Source organism: Sulfuriferula thiophila, assembly GCF_003864975.1.
GTDB classification, from domain to species: domain Bacteria; phylum Pseudomonadota; class Gammaproteobacteria; order Burkholderiales; family Sulfuriferulaceae; genus Sulfuriferula; species Sulfuriferula thiophila.
In genome coordinates this window covers 512460-531526 of the sequence record NZ_BHGL01000007.1, presented here as the reverse complement: position 1 = coordinate 531526, position 19067 = coordinate 512460, and the positions used below count along the sequence as shown (strand labels likewise).

At 55.5% G+C, this 19067-nt stretch carries 13 protein-coding genes; 2 read left to right on the top strand and 11 right to left on the bottom strand.

What is annotated here, in order from left to right:
• Positions 1-8 precede the first annotated feature (8 nt).
• From EJE49_RS07335 to htpX, 7 genes are all read right to left on the bottom strand, one after another.
• Positions 9-962 (bottom strand): ABC transporter permease, encoded by a 954-nt coding sequence (locus EJE49_RS07335; RefSeq protein WP_124949740.1) that lies wholly within the window; start codon positions 960-962, stop codon positions 9-11.
• A 62-nt stretch (positions 963-1024) separates the two neighbouring features.
• A complete protein-coding gene (locus EJE49_RS07330; RefSeq protein WP_223246786.1) occupies positions 1025-2527 on the bottom strand; it encodes an ABC transporter substrate-binding protein in 1503 nt (500 codons plus the stop codon).
• Positions 2528-3118: 591 nt separating this feature from the next.
• Complete coding sequence (locus EJE49_RS07325; protein ID WP_124949738.1) at positions 3119-3496, bottom strand: P-II family nitrogen regulator; 378 nt, start codon at positions 3494-3496, stop codon at positions 3119-3121.
• A gap of 9 nt (positions 3497-3505) precedes the next feature.
• Positions 3506-6604 carry an efflux RND transporter permease subunit gene (locus EJE49_RS07320; RefSeq protein ID WP_124949737.1) on the bottom strand — a complete coding sequence of 1033 codons (3099 nt, stop codon included), beginning with the start codon at positions 6602-6604 and terminating at the stop codon, positions 3506-3508.
• Between the two features lie 2 nt (positions 6605-6606).
• Positions 6607-7779, bottom strand: coding sequence for an efflux RND transporter periplasmic adaptor subunit (locus tag EJE49_RS07315; protein ID WP_145962015.1), 1173 nt, complete (start codon positions 7777-7779; stop codon positions 6607-6609).
• Positions 7776-9038 (bottom strand): TolC family protein, encoded by a 1263-nt coding sequence (locus EJE49_RS07310; RefSeq protein WP_124949736.1) that lies wholly within the window; start codon positions 9036-9038, stop codon positions 7776-7778. Before EJE49_RS07310 ends, EJE49_RS07315 begins: the two co-directional genes overlap by 4 nt.
• Positions 9019-9900: a protease HtpX gene (gene htpX, locus EJE49_RS07305; RefSeq protein WP_124949735.1), complete on the bottom strand. Its 882-nt coding sequence runs from the start codon at positions 9898-9900 to the stop codon at positions 9019-9021. Before htpX ends, EJE49_RS07310 begins: the two co-directional genes overlap by 20 nt.
• Before the next feature lie 108 nt (positions 9901-10008).
• On the opposite strand from htpX, the gene nhaR reads away from it, so the two are divergent.
• Positions 10009-10920, top strand: a complete 912-nt coding sequence (nhaR, locus tag EJE49_RS07300) for a transcriptional activator NhaR (RefSeq protein ID WP_124949734.1) — start codon at positions 10009-10011, stop codon at positions 10918-10920.
• A gap of 142 nt (positions 10921-11062) precedes the next feature.
• A complete protein-coding gene (locus tag EJE49_RS07295; protein WP_124949733.1) occupies positions 11063-13369 on the top strand; it encodes an efflux RND transporter permease subunit in 2307 nt (768 codons plus the stop codon).
• A 63-nt stretch (positions 13370-13432) separates the two neighbouring features.
• Here EJE49_RS07295 and EJE49_RS07290 read toward each other — a convergent pair whose 3' ends face one another.
• From EJE49_RS07290 to EJE49_RS07275, 4 genes are all read right to left on the bottom strand, one after another.
• Complete coding sequence (locus tag EJE49_RS07290) at positions 13433-14392, bottom strand: TonB-dependent receptor (RefSeq protein ID WP_124949732.1); 960 nt, start codon at positions 14390-14392, stop codon at positions 13433-13435.
• Positions 14393-14464: 72 nt separating this feature from the next.
• Positions 14465-16858, bottom strand: a complete 2394-nt coding sequence (locus EJE49_RS07285) for a heavy metal translocating P-type ATPase (protein ID WP_124949731.1) — start codon at positions 16856-16858, stop codon at positions 14465-14467.
• Complete coding sequence (mobA, locus tag EJE49_RS07280; protein ID WP_124949730.1) at positions 16839-17414, bottom strand: molybdenum cofactor guanylyltransferase MobA; 576 nt, start codon at positions 17412-17414, stop codon at positions 16839-16841. Before mobA ends, EJE49_RS07285 begins: the two co-directional genes overlap by 20 nt.
• A complete protein-coding gene (locus tag EJE49_RS07275; RefSeq protein WP_124949729.1) occupies positions 17407-19065 on the bottom strand; it encodes an ArnT family glycosyltransferase in 1659 nt (552 codons plus the stop codon). The genes mobA and EJE49_RS07275 overlap by 8 nt, the downstream gene beginning before the upstream one ends.
• Positions 19066-19067 lie beyond the last annotated feature (2 nt).

Here is a 19067-nt window from a genome sequence, read left to right as displayed (position 1 = left end):
GGTCACGTTCAGTTCCGACCCATGCGCGGGTCAATCATGGGTTGCACAATGTCCACGATCAGATTGAGGACGACGAAGAACATGCACAACACCAAAAGTGTGCCCTGAAGCAAAGGCATGTCACGCTGGAAGATTGCGGTATTAAGCAAAAAACCGGTACCCGGCCAGGCGAAGACCGTTTCTACCAGAATCGAGCCGCCCATAAGGTAGCCGATTTGCAGGCCGGCTACAGCCAGTACAGTGGGCGCCGTATTCTTTGCGATATGGCGGAAGACGGCGCGGCCAGATAAACCCCTGGCCCGCAAGGCCATCACAAATTCCTGCTCCAGCATATCAGACACCAGAGCACGCACGGTGCGGGTGATGATACCCATGGGAATGACCGACAGCGTCAAAGCCGGTAGCACCAGATATTGCAGATGTTCGAAATCCCACAACCATTCACCTGAACCTCCGGGACCTGCGCCCATCGCTGGCAACCAGCCCAGCCAGATAGAGAAAATAATGGTGAGTACAAGGCCCAGCCAGTAATGCGGGATACTCACCCCGATCACGGAAAGCGCCGTAGCTAGCCGGTCTATCCAGCTGTCACGATGGTACCCGGCCAGCGCACCCAGAATGCAACCCACCAGCACGCCCGCGAAGGAGGCAAAGCCTGCCAGCATCAATGTGTTACTGACTGCGCTCATGACTTCACCCGTTACTGATCGGCCTGAAGCAATAGAGGTTCCGAGATCTCCCTGCACAGCCCGCAGTAGCCACATACCATACTGAACGGGAACAGGCCGATCCAGGCCGTAAGCGCTCTTTAAGCTTGCAATGACATCTGCAGGCGCATCGGCTGGCGCGATCGCATTGAGAGGGTCACCCGGGGCCAGATAGACCAGCATGAAGGACACCACCGTTACGCTGAGTGCGATGGGGATGGCATACAGCACACGCTTGAGTATATAAATTAACATGAATCGCTTTCTTCAATTCCGCCACCGGCCGGTGAAAGGCCGGCGGAGCACGGCCAGATGGATTACATACGAATGGTGGTCAGATCTTGAAACCAGTGCTGAGCCTGCACAAATTCCTTAACCTTGGGTGAGAGTGCGTGCGGGTTAACATCATGAACTACCCACAACATCAGCGCATCATTCACCATGGTTTCGTGCACTTTGGCCAACAACCCGTCTTGGACTTTGGTGTCGAAGGAAGTGCGAATTTTATCCACCATCTCATCAACCTTGGGGTTGTTGTACCCGCCCCAGTTCACACCATTTGGTGCAATATAGTGACTGTCCACGAAACGGGTGATGCCATAGAATGGGTCGGCAGTGACGTAGGCCAGGTTGATAGCAGAGATTCCTTTGCCAGCATTCATGTCGGCCTTAGCACCGCTACGCCAGTGCAGGTACAGATTCTCCAGTTCCACTACTTCGAAGCTTACTTGAATATTCACTTCTGCCAGACTCTGTTGGATGAACTCGTTCATGGGTAATGAAAGCATCTGGCCTGTGCCGCCCTGAGCGATGATTACCTTTGCTACCAGTGGATGCTCTTTGCTGTAACCTGCCTCGGCCATCAGCTTACGGGCAGCGGCGAGGTCGTAGTGTATTTTAAACGTGGGTTTGCCGAACCAAGGGCTGGTGATATCCATTTGCCCTGTGGCCGGGGTCGCCAGACCATTGAGCAGCTTGACGACTGCGTCCCGGTCGATGGCCAGATTGGCGGCTTTTCTCACGCGGATGTCGGCCCAGGGTGAACCGGGTAATGTTGAGAAATGATAGGGCCAGACGTGTGGGGTGATATTCTGTACAATCCTGAAACCAGCACTCTTGAGTTGTGGCAAAACATCAGGCGGTGGTGTCTCGATGATATCCACCTGGCCATTCAGTAAGGCGTTGACCCGTGTCATCGCATCGGGAATTGGTATCAGCACGATACGATCAGTTTTGGCTATGCGCGTCTTATCCCAATAATCCTTGTTCTTCACCAGGTCTGCGCGCTCTCTGGGCACCAGCTTATCCAGCTTGAATGGGCCGGTTCCGGAAGGATGAATAGCGACTTGGCTCCAGTCTTTGCCCATTTTTTCCCATTGTGCAGGGCTGGAAATCAAAAACCAGGGTAGTTGATAGGGAAACAAGGCATCTACGTCCTTTGTGGTAATCTCCACGGTATAGTCATTCACCTTGCGATAAGAGGCGATGGAAGGGATGCGTGGACGTACTTGGGCGCTTTGCTTGGCATCGAATTGCGGCGATTTGTCAGCCAGTACCTTATCCAGATTCCAGATCACTGCATCTGCTTTGAACTCCGAGCTGTCATGGAACTTTACGCCCTGACGAAGGGTGAACAGCCATTTTTTATGATCCTTGGCATCCACTTTCCAGCTAGTGGCCAAGCCTGGTACCAGTTTGCCGGGATGATTGCTTATATTTGCTTCCCATGCAATCAATGGGTCATAGAGAGTATGGCCGGTGAACTGGTAAGCACCTGCCCCTCGGTCAGGCTGCCCTGTGGTGAGTGGAATATCGGTCATGGAAATTCCATAACGTGCAATAGTTTCGGCGTGTAAGCCACCATTAAGGGAAAAAATAAATGGCAAAACTGCAAGCCACCGGTATGTTTTATTGCTGATAAGTTTCATGAATATCTCCAAAGTTGTGAAAAACATAAGGAGGTATTGCATGTAATGTGCCAAAAATGATGTTTTTGAAAATGTATTTTATAAGCAGTTGTTAAACGATGAATAATCTTGTGTATGTTTATTGTGAGGTGATTTATTTACATATAAAACAGCTGAAAGTACCTGATAACATTGTATGCAAATGCACTTTTTATGAGCATAAAGATGATGGATTGTGTCCAATCCAGGGCGCGGAATAAATACGCCAAGGAGGAAATTTCGTCGATGAAGGGTTTATTTCAGGCATGGAATTAAAGGCTTTCGACAAAGCTTTTATCCAGCTTTCTTCAAGATGTAAATCTGATATCGTTTTTCCGGGTAGGGTGTGTAGTGAATTTTTGCAATTCCGACTGGCTGGTCAAAAAAAGCATGGATGCTAGCGCACCCTACTCGCTTGACCAGCCTCGCCTGAAAATTGTATTTCAAACTTGAATCTGCGATCTATTAAACAATATCACTCTGTGAGGACGGGCATTCGATGCCGTTTTCACTGGCCTGCAGCCAGTGGCCGTCACGGATACGCTGCACGCTGACCACCGGCATCACCCAGATCAGCCCATCGCCAATCTGGCTAGTGCGACATTCGCGCATGATGACTTCGGTAATGGCATCGACCATTTCATCACGGGCAATGATCGACACCATCACCTTATCGGTGAAGTCGGTCAACTCCGCACGCAGACTGCGGCGGTCGATAGATTCGGGCGCAGTAAAGCCTTCACCCCGAAATATGGTTACGCCGGGGAAATGGGAAATGTCGCGTAGTGCTTCACGTAATTGCGACAGGCGTTTGGGGCGAATAATGGCACGAATTTCTTTCATCGTCGTTCCTTAGGCTTCAATAGGCGGTTCATCGAACCATTTATACAGTGCGGGTAACACCACCAGCGTCAATAGTGTCGATGTGATCAGGCCGCCAATTACTACGATAGCAAGCGGGCGCTGGATTTCCGATCCGGGCCCGGTGGAGAACAGAAACGGTACCAGACCGAGCATGGCCACGGTGGCAGTCATCATTACCGGTCGGAAGCGCATCGCAGCACCTTCAGTAACGGCTTCTGCGATGGATTTTCCCTGTTCGCGGAGTGAGCGGATATAGGATACCAGTACTACGCCGTTCAATACCGCCATGCCCCACAGCGCGATGAAGCCGACTGACGCGGGGACCGACAGGTATTCGCCGCTGATGAACAGGCCGATGACGCCACCTATCGAGGCGAATGGCAGCACCAGAATAATCAGGGTAGCCAGACGCAATGAGCCGAACAGCAGGAACAGCAGGAAGAATATGGCGGCAATGGTAATCGGAATAATCACCATCAAGTGGCCCATGGCGCGTTCCATGTTCTGGAATTGTCCACCCCACTCCAGATAGTAGCCTTCCGGCAATTTAATCTGTTTGTCCACCTTCTGCTGCAATTCGGCCACAAAGCTGCCCAGATCGCGGTCTTTCACATTGACGCCGACCACGATACGGCGCTTGCCCATTTCGCGGTTGATCTGGGCCGGGCCTTCCACCACATTGATGCGCGCCAAGTCACTCAAATTCACCTGTGCGCCGGATGGCGTGGTGATTAGAATATGGCGGATGGTTTCAATATTGTCGCGGAATGCCGCAGGCAAGCGTACCGTGGCCTGGAAACGGCGTTCGCCTTCAAAAATCTCCGTCGCCACTTTGCCGCCGATGGCGGTTTCGATCAGATCCTGCACGTCCGACACGTTCATGCCATAACGCGCGATGGTCGGACGATCAATGTCGATGACCAGATATTGCTGACCGGTAACGCGATCGACGCGGATATCCTGCGCCCCCGGCACGGTGCGTGCAACTTTGGCGATGGCATCGGCTTTGCGCTTGAGCTCGTCCATATCATCGCCAAACACCTTGATGGCTATATCCGAGCGCACGCCAGTCAACAATTCATCCACCCGATCTGAAATCGGCTGTGCCATCACAATTTGCACGCCGGGTAAAGCTGCGAGCTTGGTGCGGATGGCTTCAGCGATATTGTCCTGAGTCCAGCCTTTTGGCCATTCGTCGCGCGGCTTTAGGCTGACGATGGGGGTGGATTCGTTGGGGCCTTGCGAATCAGCCGGGCTTTCGCCGCGACCAACACCGGATACCACTGACTTCACACCGGGTACCTGCATAATCAGGCGCATACCTTCCTGTTCCATGCGCACGGACTCTTCCAGCGAAATGTTAGGCACGCGGTTAATGCCGGGCACGATGGAGCCTTCCTTCATTTCCGGGATGAAGCTGCTGCCCAGGAACGGTACCAGCAAAATCGCGCCGGCAAAGGCGGCAATGCTGATAATCAGGGTCTTGCGTCTGTGCAGCAGCGCAGTATTAAGCAAGTGCAGGTAAGGGCGCTTGATGGCCGCGATGAGACGCGTGTCGTGTTCGGCACCGCCCTTGAGCAGGTAAGACGACAACACGGGCGTGAGCGTGAGCGACAGTACCAGTGAAATGGCCAGTGCAATCGAAATGGTGAACGCCAGTGGCGCGAACATTTTGCCTTCCATGCCTTGCAGGGTCATCAGCGGCAGGAATACCAGAATGATGATGCCGACGCCGAATATTACCGGTGTCGCCACTTCCAGTGACGCATTGAGGATGATGCGTACCTTGCTTTCGTTTGGCTTGGCATGGCCCAGTTTGCCGAAAGCGTTTTCCACCATCACTACCGAGCCGTCAACCATCAGGCCGATGGCGATAGCCAGACCGCCCAGTGACATCAGATTGGCAGACAGGCCCAGCTGATTCATGGCTAAGAAAGTCAGCAATGGTGTGAGTACCAGTGACGCGACGACGATCAGCGAGGAGCGTACATCACCCAGGAACAGGAATAATATGATAACTACCAGTACCACGCCCTCGATGAGCACCTTGGTTACGGTGCCTAACGCGGCATCGACCAGTTCCGAGCGGTCATAATACGGTACGATTTTAATGCCGCCCGGCAACATGCCTTTGGCATTGATTTCAGCAACGCGCGCCTTTACCCGGGTTACCACTTCCTTGGCATTGCCGCCCCGTGCCATGATGACGATTCCGCCCACCGATTCGGTGGTGCCGTTTTTAACGACTGCGCCATAGCGTACTTCGTGGCCTATCTTGACTTCGGCTACTTCACGTAAGAATACCGGTACGCCGTCTTTTTCCTTGACCACAATGGCGCGGATGTCATCGAGGTTCTTCACCAGGCCGATGCCGCGGATTAAATATTGCTCGGCGCGTTGCGGCAGTATGCCGCCACTGGCGTTGGCGTTGTTGCGTGCCACCGCCTGGTAAATGTCGGCAATGCTCAAATTGTAGTGGCGTAATCGGTCTGGATTGACCCGAATCTGGTATTCCTTGATGTAACCGCCCTGCGAATTGATTTCAGCCACGCCGGGGATGGAGCGCAGCAGTGGTCGTACTACCCAGTCTTGTGCAATGCGACGTTCGGTTAATTCGGCAATAGTAAGCGCCCGCTTGCCATCGTCAGGGCGTTCCAGCGTGTACTGATAGACTTCACCCAGTCCGGTGGAAACCGGCCCCAGCACCGGGGTGATGCCTTGCGGCATTTTTGGTTGGACTTCCAGTAGCCGTTCCATCACCAGTTGACGCGCAAAGAACACATCGGTTTCTTCGGTAAATACCAGGGTAATCAGCGACAAACCTGGCTTGTTCAGGGAACGCATTTCGGTAAGACCAGGCAGGCCGGTCATGATCACTTCCAGCGGCACGGTAATGCCCCGCTCGACTTCTTCCGGTGAGCGCCCGGTGGCCTCGGTGGCGATCTGTACCTGCACGTTGGTAACGTCGGGGAAAGCGTCGACCGAGAGTTTACGGGTGGCATCCAGGCCGAACAGCAGCATGACTACAGCGATGACGACAATGACCAGGCGTTGCGCCAGCGCACTTTTAATCAGTGATTCAATCACGACTATGCTCCTTCCAGGGCTTGACGATTGCGTTCGTTATTGAGGTGGAACGCACCATCGATCACCACTGGATCGCCCAGCTTGACGCCGGAAATCACCGGACGCAACCCATTCACTTCAGGAGCAAGGCGTACTTCGGTCAATTTGAACTGGCCGGGCTTGATCTGCATGAATACGTAATCCTGATTGTTTTCACGCACAATGGCGGCCGCAGGAACGGCCAGGCGAGGCACTGCTTCGGTGGCAATAAGCATGGTGGCGAGCATGGCAGGTTTGAGGCGGCGCTGCTTATTTTCCACAGCGGTCCGTACCAGAACAGTGCGTGTCTGTGGATTGACCGTGTCGCTGATGTAAACCAGACGCCCGCTGACCTGTTCGCCACCCAGTGCCGGAATTTCGATTGCGACATCCTGGCCGAGTTTGGCGCCAGCAGCTTGCTGTTCAGGCACTTCTGCCACTACCCATAAATGCGACAGATCGGCGATAGTGAACATCGGTTCGGAAGGCGTGACGACCTGGCCCTGAGTGACGTTGCGTTCAACCACGACGCCGGAGCTGGTGGCGGTAAGCGGTTTCAATGAGTCAATGTTGCCGGTTTGTGCGATGCGTCGCAGCGCCGCATCGCTCATGCCCAGCACTTTTAACTGATCGGTGGCAGCCCGGTGTTCAGCCTGCGCCATTTCCAGTGCATTTTCACGGCGCTGTAACTCGGCTGTACCGATTACATCGGCGGTCAGCAACAGTTTCGCGCGTTCGACATTGCGTTGTTCCAGCGCGGCCTGCGAGCGCGCCTTGAGGTAAGCCAGTTGCGCCTGGCCCAGTTCGGCACTGTTCAGGACAGCCAGCACGTCGCCGGCATGTACGCTTTCGCCTAAATGCCGCTTGACCTCAACGACACGCCCGGTGACTGTCGAGCCTATCCGGGCAATGCGCTGTTCATCAAAATCCACCTGTCCGGCAACACGTAATATATCCGTGATGGGGTGGTTGCTGAGCGGGGCGACAGTGATCCGCGCTACGACGGCAGGCGGTGGCGTGACCAGCGTGGGGTCGGCAACGGCGGCTGGTGCAGCAGCGGGTGCGGCAGTCGGTTCTTTTTCGTCTCCGCAGCCACTCAGACTCAGCGTAATCAGGCCGGCCATGCATAGGGTTGTTATGGATGATGGCGTATTCATGGTGCGTTTCCTTCTAAATTTAATGCGGTATAACGCTCTAGTTCGACCAATGCGGCACCTTGTTCATAGCGGGCGGCAATCCAGTCATTGCGGGTAGTGCGATACACCCGTTGTGCGTCCAGGTAGTCGAGGATGCCGCGCTCACCAAATCGATAAGCGGCTTCGGCGACTTTCAGCGCGGCTTCGGCCTGGCGCATTACGCCTTCTTCCAGTGCGGATACCTGCGTGGTAGCAATTTCATATTCGCCTAATGCAGTGACCAGCGTTTGTTTGAGGCTGTAATCCAGTGCGTCATAGCGGTTGCGCGCCTGCGCCAGCTGGGCGGCAGCTACTCCGATTGGACCCTGGCGCTGATTCCATAAAGGCAGCGTAACTTGCACTCCGATGCGAGCCGCATTGATGTCGGGTTCACGATCCCAGTCGGCGCGAACACTGACTTCCGGCGTGCGCAAACTGCGTTCCAGTGCCAGCTGCTGTTGTGCGCGTTGCAGCTCTGCCTGCGAGAGGGCTAAATAAGGATTGTTTTTGGCGATCGCGGCTTTCAGATCGGCACCTGCGAGTACCAGCCGTTGCACACTGTAATCGGCCACGTTAAAGTGGGCGGGCAATGCTCCACCCACTTCACGGCTGAGCGCTGCCTTGGCTTGATCGACGCGTAATTCCGCAGCTTGCCGTGCGCGCTGCACGTTGAGTCGCTCGGTTTCAGCCTTGATCAGTTCGTAACGGGGCGCTTCGCCGCTTGATACCCTGACTTTGACGCGATTGAAGATTTCCTGGATCAGGGTGTCGTTTTCACGAGCGGCTTTCAGTTCTTCCTGGCGGCGCAACACATTAAAATAGGCTAGTTTGATGCGGGAGCGCAACTCGCTGGTGACGATGACCTTTTCACTGGCGGCTAGGGCTACGCCGGATTGCGCAACGCGCTCACGCGCATTGCGCACATTGGGTAAATCCAGGCGCTGGATCAGCCCGACCGTGAGTGCGCTGCCTTCCGCTGCGCCCGGCAGGCGTGCACGTACACGGCCGACTGAGGTTTCCAGCTCCGGATTAGGGTAAGCCCGGGCGCTGACTACACCTGATTGTGCGGCCGCAATGCCTGATTCGGCGGCCTGCACGGTTTGATTGTGAGTCATGCCTAAATCAATCAACTGCTCAACGCTATATGTTGGTGTTGCATCAGCGAGCGCACCGAGCGGGAGCAGCAGTGCAGTGAGTGCGATGGTAGTAAGTGAGCGGATTTTATCCCTGGCGTAATGCATGTATGCGCTCCTCTAATGGCGGGTGAGTCATGAACAAACGGCGCAGCCCTGATACGCCGTTACCGCCGGCGATACCAAAGGCCGCCATTTTTTCCGGTAATGCGGCTGGCTCATGGGTACGGCGCAACGCTTCCAGCGCGGCGATCATGTTGTGGCGTCCGGCCAGTTGCGCGCCGCCTGCATCAGCACGGAATTCGCGCTGGCGGGAGAACCACATGACGATGGTGGATGCTAGCACGCCCAACACCATTTCCGCGATGAAGTAGGTCACAAAATAGGCTGTGCCCTGCTCGTTTTCATTTTTAAAGATGAATTTATCGACCGCATAGCCAACTATGCGTGCCAGAAAGATCACGAAGGTATTCACTACGCCTTGTATCAGTGCCAGTGTCACCATGTCGCCATTGGCAACGTGGGCAATTTCATGGCCGATGACGGCTTCTGCTTCTTCGCGGCGCAGTTGCTGCAACAGTCCGGTGGAGACAGCAACCAGTGCCTTATTGCGATTCATGCCGGTAGCGAAGGCATTGACGTCGGGCGAGTCATAAATCGCCACTTGCGGCATGCCGATGCCTGCTTCTTTGGCGTACATCTGTACGGTGGCCAGCAGCCACGCTTCAGTCGTGTTTTGCGGTGAGCTGATGACCTGCCCGCCGACCATGCGCAGCGCGCTCCATTTGGAAATGGCCAGCGAAATAAAGGCGCCACCCATACCCATTACCGCAGCGAAACCGAGCAAGCCACCCAGATGCAGGCCGCTGGCATCCAGGTAACGGTTCAATCCCAGCACTTGCACGGCTAGCGACAGCACCAGCATGATGCCCAGGTTGGTTAATAAAAATAAGAAAATGCGCTTACCCATGATACTTGTTCCTTGCGTAGAGAATTTCGATACCACCATTCTATAGTTTCGTATTGCGAATTAATATTCGATTATAATTGAATAATTATTCGATAAAAACTGATTATCATGCGCCAGATAAATTACAAACATTTGCATTATTTCTGGGTGGTTGCCAAAGCTGGCGGGGTTGGCAAGGCCGCTGAACAGCTCCACCTCACCCCGCAATCCATCAGTAGCCAGCTCGGTCTGCTGGAAGAATCGCTAGGTGTGCAGCTATTTCGCAAAAGTGGTCGCAAACTGGAACTGACCGATACGGGCCGTCTGGTGCTTGGTTATGCAGAAGCAATTTTCGTGCTCGGTGAAGAAATGCTGGATGCCTTGCATCAGCATCCGGCCAGGCGTGCATTGCAATTCAAGGTGGGGATCGCCGACGTGGTGCCCAAGACCATGGCGTACCAGTTGCTGGAACCTGCCATTCACATGGACGAACAACCAAAAATGCTGTGCCGGGAGGGGCGGCTGGCCGCTCTGCTTGGCGACCTGGCCGTGCATAAGCTGGATCTGGTCATTGCTGATCGCGCCATGCCCGGCAATCTCAATGTGCGCGGATTCAGTCACTTGCTCGGGGAGTGCGGCATCAGCTTTCTGGCCAGCCCGGCGCTGGTGGCGAGTTTCAAGTCGACCAGCTTCCCTGCGTTATTGGCAGAGGTACCGTTGTTGTTGCCGGGAGAGGATGCCGCAGTGCGGCCGAAGCTGATGCGCTGGCTGGACAGTCTGCATATCCGTCCCAATATCGTTGGCGAATTTGATGACAGCGCGTTGCTCAATGCTTTCGGTCAGGAGGGGGTAGGCGTGTATCCGGTGCCTACGGCGATTGCCAAATGGGTACAGCAGCGCTCCGGCAGTGTGCTGCTGGGCACCACCAATGCCGTGATTGAGCAGTTTTATGCGATTTCCACGGAGCGGCGCTTAACCCATCCGGCTGTCGTGGCGATCAGTCAGGCGGCGCGGCAGGCGATGTTTGTGGAGGGTAAGTAAGCAGGGCGGGATATCTGCAAGTAAGCAAATTGTAAGTTTCTAGGTGATATTGTAAGACAGAGGCTGTAACTATAATGGTGCGCTGTGTCTGCCCTGCGCCAGCCGGAAACTTATACAATTTGTTTGCAGGGGAGTTCGCAGGGTGAATAACTTTACACGCCAATACGCCAATTGGGTCGTGACCCATAAATGGCTGGTCACGTTGCTGACGCTGGCGATGATAGTCGCGATGGCGCTGGGCGCCAAACGCCTCACCATGAGTGGCGATTACCGTATTTTTTTCAAGCCGGATAACCCCCAGTTGCAGGCGTTCGAGGCTATGCAAAAAGCCTATACCAAGAGCGACAATATCCTGCTGACACTGGCGCCCGCTGACAAAAATGTCTTCACCCGCAACAATCTGGCAGCGGTAATCGAATTAACCGATGCGGCCTGGCAAACCCCTTTTTCCATTCGTGTCGATTCGATCAGCAACTATCAGAATTCTGTGGCCGATGGTGACACGCTGCATGTGGATGACCTGGTCAAACATCCGCAAACACTGACTGCTGCTGATCTGGCGAGAATCCGCAATATCGCCGTTCATGATCCGCTATTAGCCAAACGTCTGATTGCAGAAAATGGTCAGGTGACCGGCATTAATATCACGCTGCAGATGCCGGGTAAAAATAAGGTCAAGGAAATTCAGCAGGCAGTGAAATTCGCCAATGCGCTGAAAGCCAAATTCGAAACCAGACATCCGGACATCAAAATTTACATGACCGGCGTGGTGATGATGAATTATGCGTTTCTGGAAGCCACCCGCAATGACATGAAACATCTGGTGCCCTACATGATGGGGATACTGGCTTTGTTATTGGTAATCTCGCTGCGCAGTTTCCAGGCCACCGGCCTGATTTTTCTCAGTATCGTGCTGTCGATAGCTGCTGCGATGGGCGTTGCGGGCTGGACTGACGTGATCCTGTCTGCGCCGGTTGCTACCGCACCGCTGACTATCCTGATCATGGCGATTGCCGATGGCGTGCACATGTTGTCGCACTATGGCCATAATGTGCGCCATGGCGTGTCCAGAGTGGAGGCAATGAAAGAAAGCATCCAGTCCAATTTTGCGCCCATGCTGTTTACCAACGTCACTTCTGCGCTGGGATATCTGACCATGAATATGTCGGATGTGCCGCCGTTTCAGACGCTGGGCAATGTGGTCGCTTTCGGTATCATGGTGGCATTTTTCATTACGGTGGGGCTGGTGCCGGCGCTGATGCTGATATTGCCGGGCGGCAAAGTGCATTCCCAGGAGGAGAGCAAATTCAAGCTGATGGAGCGCTATCAGAATTTTTTCCTCAACCACCGTTACAAGATGCTGTTCGGCAGCCTGCTGTTTACGGCCGTGGTAGGTTCGTTTGTCACGCAAAACAAATTTGACGATTCCTTCCATGAGTATTTCGACAAGACTACCGAATTCCGTCAGGCTACCGATTTCACGCTGCAGCATCTTACGGGCGTGTATCTGATGGATTTCTCCATCGAAGCGAGCAAGCCTGGAGGCATCAACGAACCAGCTTTCCTGCAGAAGACCGATGAGTTCTCCAACTGGTTGCGTCAGCAACCCGAAGTGTTGCACGTCAATACCTTCACCGACATCATGAAGCGGCTGAACAAGAACATGCATGCGGACGATCCTGCTCAGTACAAGTTGCCGGAATCGCGCGAGCTGGCGGCGCAGTATCTGCTGCTGTACGAGCTGTCGCTGCCTTATGGTCTGGATCTTACCAACCAGATCAATATCGACAAGTCGGCGACCAAGCTGACAGCGACTTTGTATGCAGTGCACTCCACGCAGATGATTGCGCTGGAAGAGCGGGCGAATGCCTGGCTCAAGGCGCATGGTGACGGCATTATCAAATCCAGTGGCGGCACGGGTGCCGGCCTGATGTTTGCGCATGTCGGTCAGGAGAACGGCAAGAGCATGCTGGAAGGCGAAGTGATCCAGATTTTGCAGATTTCCGTGCTGATCATGCTGGCTATCCGATCATTCAAGCTGGGTATAGTCAGTATGGTTCCCAACATCACCCCTGCCCTGCTCGCCTACGGGGTATGGGGGATGGCGGTAGGTCAGATCAATATGGGTGTGGCCATGGTCGGGATTATCTCGCTAGGTATCGTGGTGGACGACACCATGCACTTTCTCAGCAAATACCTGACGGCGCGACGAGAGATGGGACGTACGCCGGAAGATGCATTGCGATACGCCTTCGATATGGCGGGTATCCCGATGTGGATATCCACGCTGACGCTGGTGTGCGGTTTTCTGGTGCTGGCATCGTCGCATTTCGCGATGAACTCGGATACCGGTCTGGTCACCGCGATTACCATTACCTTTGCGGCGTTGACTGAAGCCTTCATGCTGCCGGGATTGATACTGCTGGTTGATCGCAAGAAGAAGATTTGAACGTCAGTAGAAAATATCGGTGACAGTATGGCTTGTCTGCACTGTCGCCGATATGTAGCGCCACTACAAGCCAAAATTGATACCGAATGACGCATTCCAGCGCGGCGCCAGTTGCAGGCCTTCAACGTATTGATAGACCGGCAGCTGTACAAATCCGTACACTTTAATGTTGTCGCTGACCTTGATGGTGGCACCGGGGCTAAGGTAAGCCAGCTTGCCGCCGGTATTGGCGGGATCGGCATTCGCGCCGCTGTCGCTGCTGCGGGTCTGGGCGTTCAGCTGCAGTTGCGGCATGATGTTGCCGAAGCCGGTATAGCGTACGCCCAGATTGAGGTTGAGGGCGTTGCCGGGGCGGTAATCGTTACGGGTGTCCATGGCCGTCTGATATAGCGCCTGAGCAAACCAGTCCAGCGTTGGAGTCAGTGTGTCGAAATGATAGGCGCCCACAATCAGGTCAGTGCTGCCGGTACCCGGTTGCAGGCTGCGGTCCAGTGGCATGCCCGCCATGGGGCCGCTGCTGAAATTGTAATCCTGCTTGCCGGTAGGCAATTTCAATCCCAACATCATGCCGGTTTTAGCATCCGGAAAAAAACCCTGATAACGTCCGATTAACTTGATGTCACCCAGACTCTGAGTGTGCGAGTAGCTGGTATCGGTATCGCCGGCACCGAGCGTGCCGTGGTCGCGATCTATATAAGGCACTTGCAGATTCACGCCCCAGTCGCGATTGAACATGTAATCGGCACCCAGAGTGTAATAATGATTTTTGGTGTACTGCTCGGTTTCGCCCACGGTGCCATTAGCCAGGGCGGTGGCAATATCGGCGCTGCTGGCAACACCGCTGCCGTGGCGCATCTGATCCTGATTGACATAGTCGTAGCGCAAATCCATGCGCAGCCCTGCTTGGGTAGACATGCCCTGATTTTCCCATACCGGGCTCAAGGTGCAGCCGCAACTGGAACATGCCAGTGCCGGCACGGGAATCAGCAATGTTGCGGCCAGGAGTAAACGTGTTGAAGTCATGATCTCGCCCTTAATGAAGTGGCGAGATTTTACCTAAATACCCTGCCGTAACCGTGCGACATAATGTCGCAGCTATTTGCTGTTCGGTTGCGGCCGCCAGCGTTTCAGCAGCAGCGCATTGCTCACCACGCTGACGCTGCTGAACGCCATGGCGGCGCCGGCAATCACCGGGTTGAGCAGACCGGCCGCGGCGAGCGGGATGCCGACGAGGTTATAGATAAACGCCCAGAACAGATTCTGGCGTATCTTGTTATAGGTGCGGCGCGAGATGGAAATGGCATCTGCGATCAGCATCGGGTCACCGCGCATCAGCGTCACGCCTGCGGCATGCATCGCCACATCGGTACCGGTGGACATGGCGATGCCGACATCGGCGGCAGCCAGTGCGGGCGCATCATTGATGCCGTCACCGACCATGGCGACTATGGCGCCGCTATGCTTGAGGCTGAGTATCTTGGCGGCTTTGTCCGCCGGCAGGATTTCAGCGTGGTATTCATCGATGCCCAGCACCTTGGCTACCGCGGCCGCGCTGCCTGGATTATCGCCAGTGAGCATCACCGTACGCACGCCCTGGCTATGCAGTTGCGCAATTGCCGCTGCCGCAGTGGGTTTGATCTCATCGCCGAATGCCAGCATGCCGAGCAGCTCGCGTTGTCCGTTGTGTTCGCGTGCCAGCCAGGAAATGGTGCGGCCCTGCTGCATGTAGGGTGTCGCAGCGTCAAGCAGCGCATCTGTGGCGATGGACTGTTCCTGCATCAGGGCGTCATTGCCCAGATACAGGGTGGCATCACCTAGCTGTGCTGAAATACCTCGTCCCGGTAGCGCCTGTACGTTGCTGACAACGCTCGGTGCCAGGTTTGCTGTTGTGGCCGCCTGTGCCTGCATGACTGCACGTGCCAGCGGGTGCTCGCTGCCCTGCTGTACGCTGGCAGCAAGCTGTAACAGGGCTGGCTCGGTGATTTGCAGCGGCACACTGGCGAGTAGTATCGGATGGCCGATGGTGAGTGTGCCGGTTTTATCAAAGGCAACACAGTTGACGCTGTGGGCAACTTCCAGCGCTTCAGCGTCCTTGATGAGGATGCCGAAGCGTGCGGCAACACCGGTGCCGGCCATGATCGCGGTGGGGGTGGCCAGCCCGAGCGCGCAAGGGCAGGCAATCACCAGCACCGCCACGGCATTGAGGATGGCAACTTGCCAGTTGCCGCCTATCAGCCCCCATGCCAGCAAAGTCAGCAACGCAATGACCAGTACCACTGGCACGAATACGGCGCTGACTTTGTCGACTAGATGCTGAATGGGTGCTTTGGCGGCTTGTGCATTTTCGACCAGATGGATGATGCGGGCGAGCGTGGTTTCGCTGCCGATAGCCGTGGTTTCGACGATGAGCAGGCCGTCATAATTCACTGCGCCGCCGATGACATGATCGCCTACGGTCTTGTGTACCGGCACGCTTTCTCCGGTAATCATGGATTCATCAACCTGACTCTGGCCTTCGTGCACTGTGCCGTCGACGGCAATGCGTTCGCCTGGACGCACCACCACGCTATCGCCAATACGGACTTCGGCTAATGCCACATCACTGTCAGTGCCGTTGCGCCTGACGCGGGCGATGTCCGGCCGCAGTGCGCCCAGTGCGCGGATGGCAGCAGTGGTTTCCCGTTTGGCACGAGTTTCCAGCCATTTGCCCAGCAAAACCAGAGTGATGACGGCGGTAGATGCTTCAAAATACAAATGGTGGGTCTCACCCTGCACCAGTAAATACAGGGACAGACCATAGGCGGCAGAAGTACCCAGTGCTACCAGCAAATCCATATTGCCAGCACCGGCTTTTACCGCGCTCCAGCCCGCCCGGTAAAAGCGTGCGCCGAGCCAGAACTGTACCGGTGTCGCCAGCAACCATTGCAGCCAGCCGGGCAGGCTGATGTCGATACCAAACAGCATTGCAAACATGGGGATGGCCAACGGGATGCTGAACATGGCCGCTAGCGCGACGGGAATCCAGTCCGGGCGCTTTGCTTTGGCGGGTTGGGTGGTGGCAGCGCTGGTAACGGGTATCAGGGTATACCCCGCGGCAGTGATGGCTTGTTGCAGATCCGCCATGCTGACCGTGGGCGCAGCTTCGATATGGGCGCGCTCTGTGGCAAGGTTGACGGCGACCGAGCTTACTCCCGGCACTTTAGTCAGGGCTTTTTCCACACGTGCGACGCAGGAGGCGCAGGTCATGCCTTCGATGCCGACATCGATCGGTTGTTGTGCGACATCGAAGCCGGCCAGTTTTACTGCTTTAACCAGCGATTCGGCTTTGACGTCAGGCCGAGTGTGCAAGGTGGCAAATTCAGTGGCCAGATTGACACTGGCATCTTCTACACCGTCGACTTTGCGTAGTGCCTTTTCCAGCCGGTTGACACACGAGGCGCAGGTCATGCCCTCGATTTTAAGTTTATGCTCAGTCGGATTGCTGTCCATCGTGTCTGGCTCCCGTCAATTGTTGCGGCGTATTGAGGTTGGCAAAAGCGGATTCATCTTCAAATTCGACTATGGCACGGCGTTGCATGGCCTGCCAGCGCTGTACCTTGCGCTCACCTTGTGCCAGCGCTTCGGCCAGATTCGCTGCCAGGCTGCGCCGGCATAACATTACCGTGGCATGAATGCGTGCCGCGCTGGCGACGACCATATCTACGCCCTCCGTTGCCTGATAGAGTCGACTGACTAAGTCGCCGGGCAGAAAGGGAGTATCGCATGGTACGGTAAGTACCCATTCATACTGTGCTGCCCGCATGCCAGCGAGCATGCCCGCCAATGGCCCGAGAAAACCGGCGCTGTCATCGCTCACCAACGCATAGCCGAATGCAGCGTAAGCGGCCAGATTGCGATTGGCGCTAATGATCAGTTCATCGACTTGCGGTGCAATACGCTGGATGGCGTGCTGCACCAGCGGTTGTCCGGCAAATTCCAGCAGGCCTTTGTCTTGCCCACCCATGCGGCGCGATTCGCCACCCGCCAGAATCACGCCACTAATCATGTCTCAGGGAGGTGTGTTTTAGACGTCGATACAGTATGTAGCGTTCCGTATGACTTCCCGGGCGATTGCCGCTCCAGGTGATGCGCCAGCCATCCAGCTTGGGCAAGGTGCTGCTCTCGCTTTGATCCTCGACGAGGAGGACTGGGCAACTTGTGGTTTTGGTATTTTCCTCGCGCAGGGTCTGTACCCCCAGATAGTAATCGAGCATGGCGCGGGTGCCATCGGCCACACCACGACTGGTAATGCAGGCTGTTGCGGGTAAATGGGGTTGCATGGACTTCATCATGGCTTCATAACTCATGCGCTCATCCATGGGGCGCTCGAACAGACTGGCAGCCAGTCCCCAGGCCAGCGTCATGCCTGCGGCCCAGGCGATCAGCGGGCGTTGTGGCGAGCGCTTCATGCGTATCACCAATAACCCCCATGCCAGGCAGTACAGCACCGCCATACCGACCATGAAGGGATGAAATGCCCCCTCATAGCCAGGTTGTATGGCATGTAAATGCTGGGACAGCTTGGCTGGCACGCCCAGATCCAGTGCGCTCCAGTATACCCAGGCGGTAGCGGCAACGACGGCAAAGGTCATCACCGCAAACCAGTACAGTGCGTTAGCTGCACCGCGGCGTAAGGTGTAGGTACTGCCGGCAGCCAGCCAGGCCAGCGGGATTAGCAGCGGCAGACCCTGATCCGGGCTGGATTCGGTGGTGAAGCTAAGCACGATGGACAGGCTTAGCCACATCGCCATTGGCAATACAATGCCGGTTGTGGTCAGTTGCCCGCGTCTAGCCCGCCATACGGTCCATAACGCCAGCGGTAAGGCTGGCCAGGCGAACCAGGGTAAAAATTTGAAGTAATACAAAGTGCCCATGCCGGGGGGTGTTGACCAGAACACAAAGCGTGCCTGTATCTGACTATGCCACCAATCTGTAAGCAGACCGGGTGCGATCTGATACAACGCCAGTGGCCAGATCAGCAGCCACGGTGCAGCGAATAGCACGGTCATTGCAGCTGCTTTTAATGTGTTGGTGTGTCGCCAGGTGGGGCTGAATACGGGTAGCGCGAGCAAGGCCAAGCCCATCGCCAGGGTTTCGGCGACACCGATGCTCATGAAAATGATGCCGAGTCCGGTACCGGTAAGGGCACCGCCGACATAAGCACGCCGTACAGTTAGTGCGGCACCATAACCTGCCATGGCTATGCCAGCTAATAAAGCGGTCTGCGGTATGGATTCGTGCGCGCGTACCCATAGCCCTACGCTACCTATGAGCACCAGTGCCGCAAGACGGCCATGTTCGCTGCCGTAGAGTTCACGTCCGGCAAAGCCGGTGAAAAACAGGGTCAGCAGGATGAAAAAACCGCCGGCCAAGCGCGCGCCGTCATGAGCGGCTAACCAGGGAGAGAATAGCTGGGCGAAGCTCGCGGCTATCAGGCTGTATAAAGGCGGTGCGCCCAGCCAGGGTTCGCCTGCCAGAGTAGGTACCGCGGTGGGTGCGCCTGACAGGATGCTGTGAATCAGGCCCATGGTTTCGGCTTCATCACCTTTCCATGGTTCATGACCGATGAGGCCAGGCAGCAGCCATGCCAGACACAGCACGACTGTCAGCAGGCTGGGGACAAAGCGATATGGGCGAATTGCGAATAGATTGGACACGA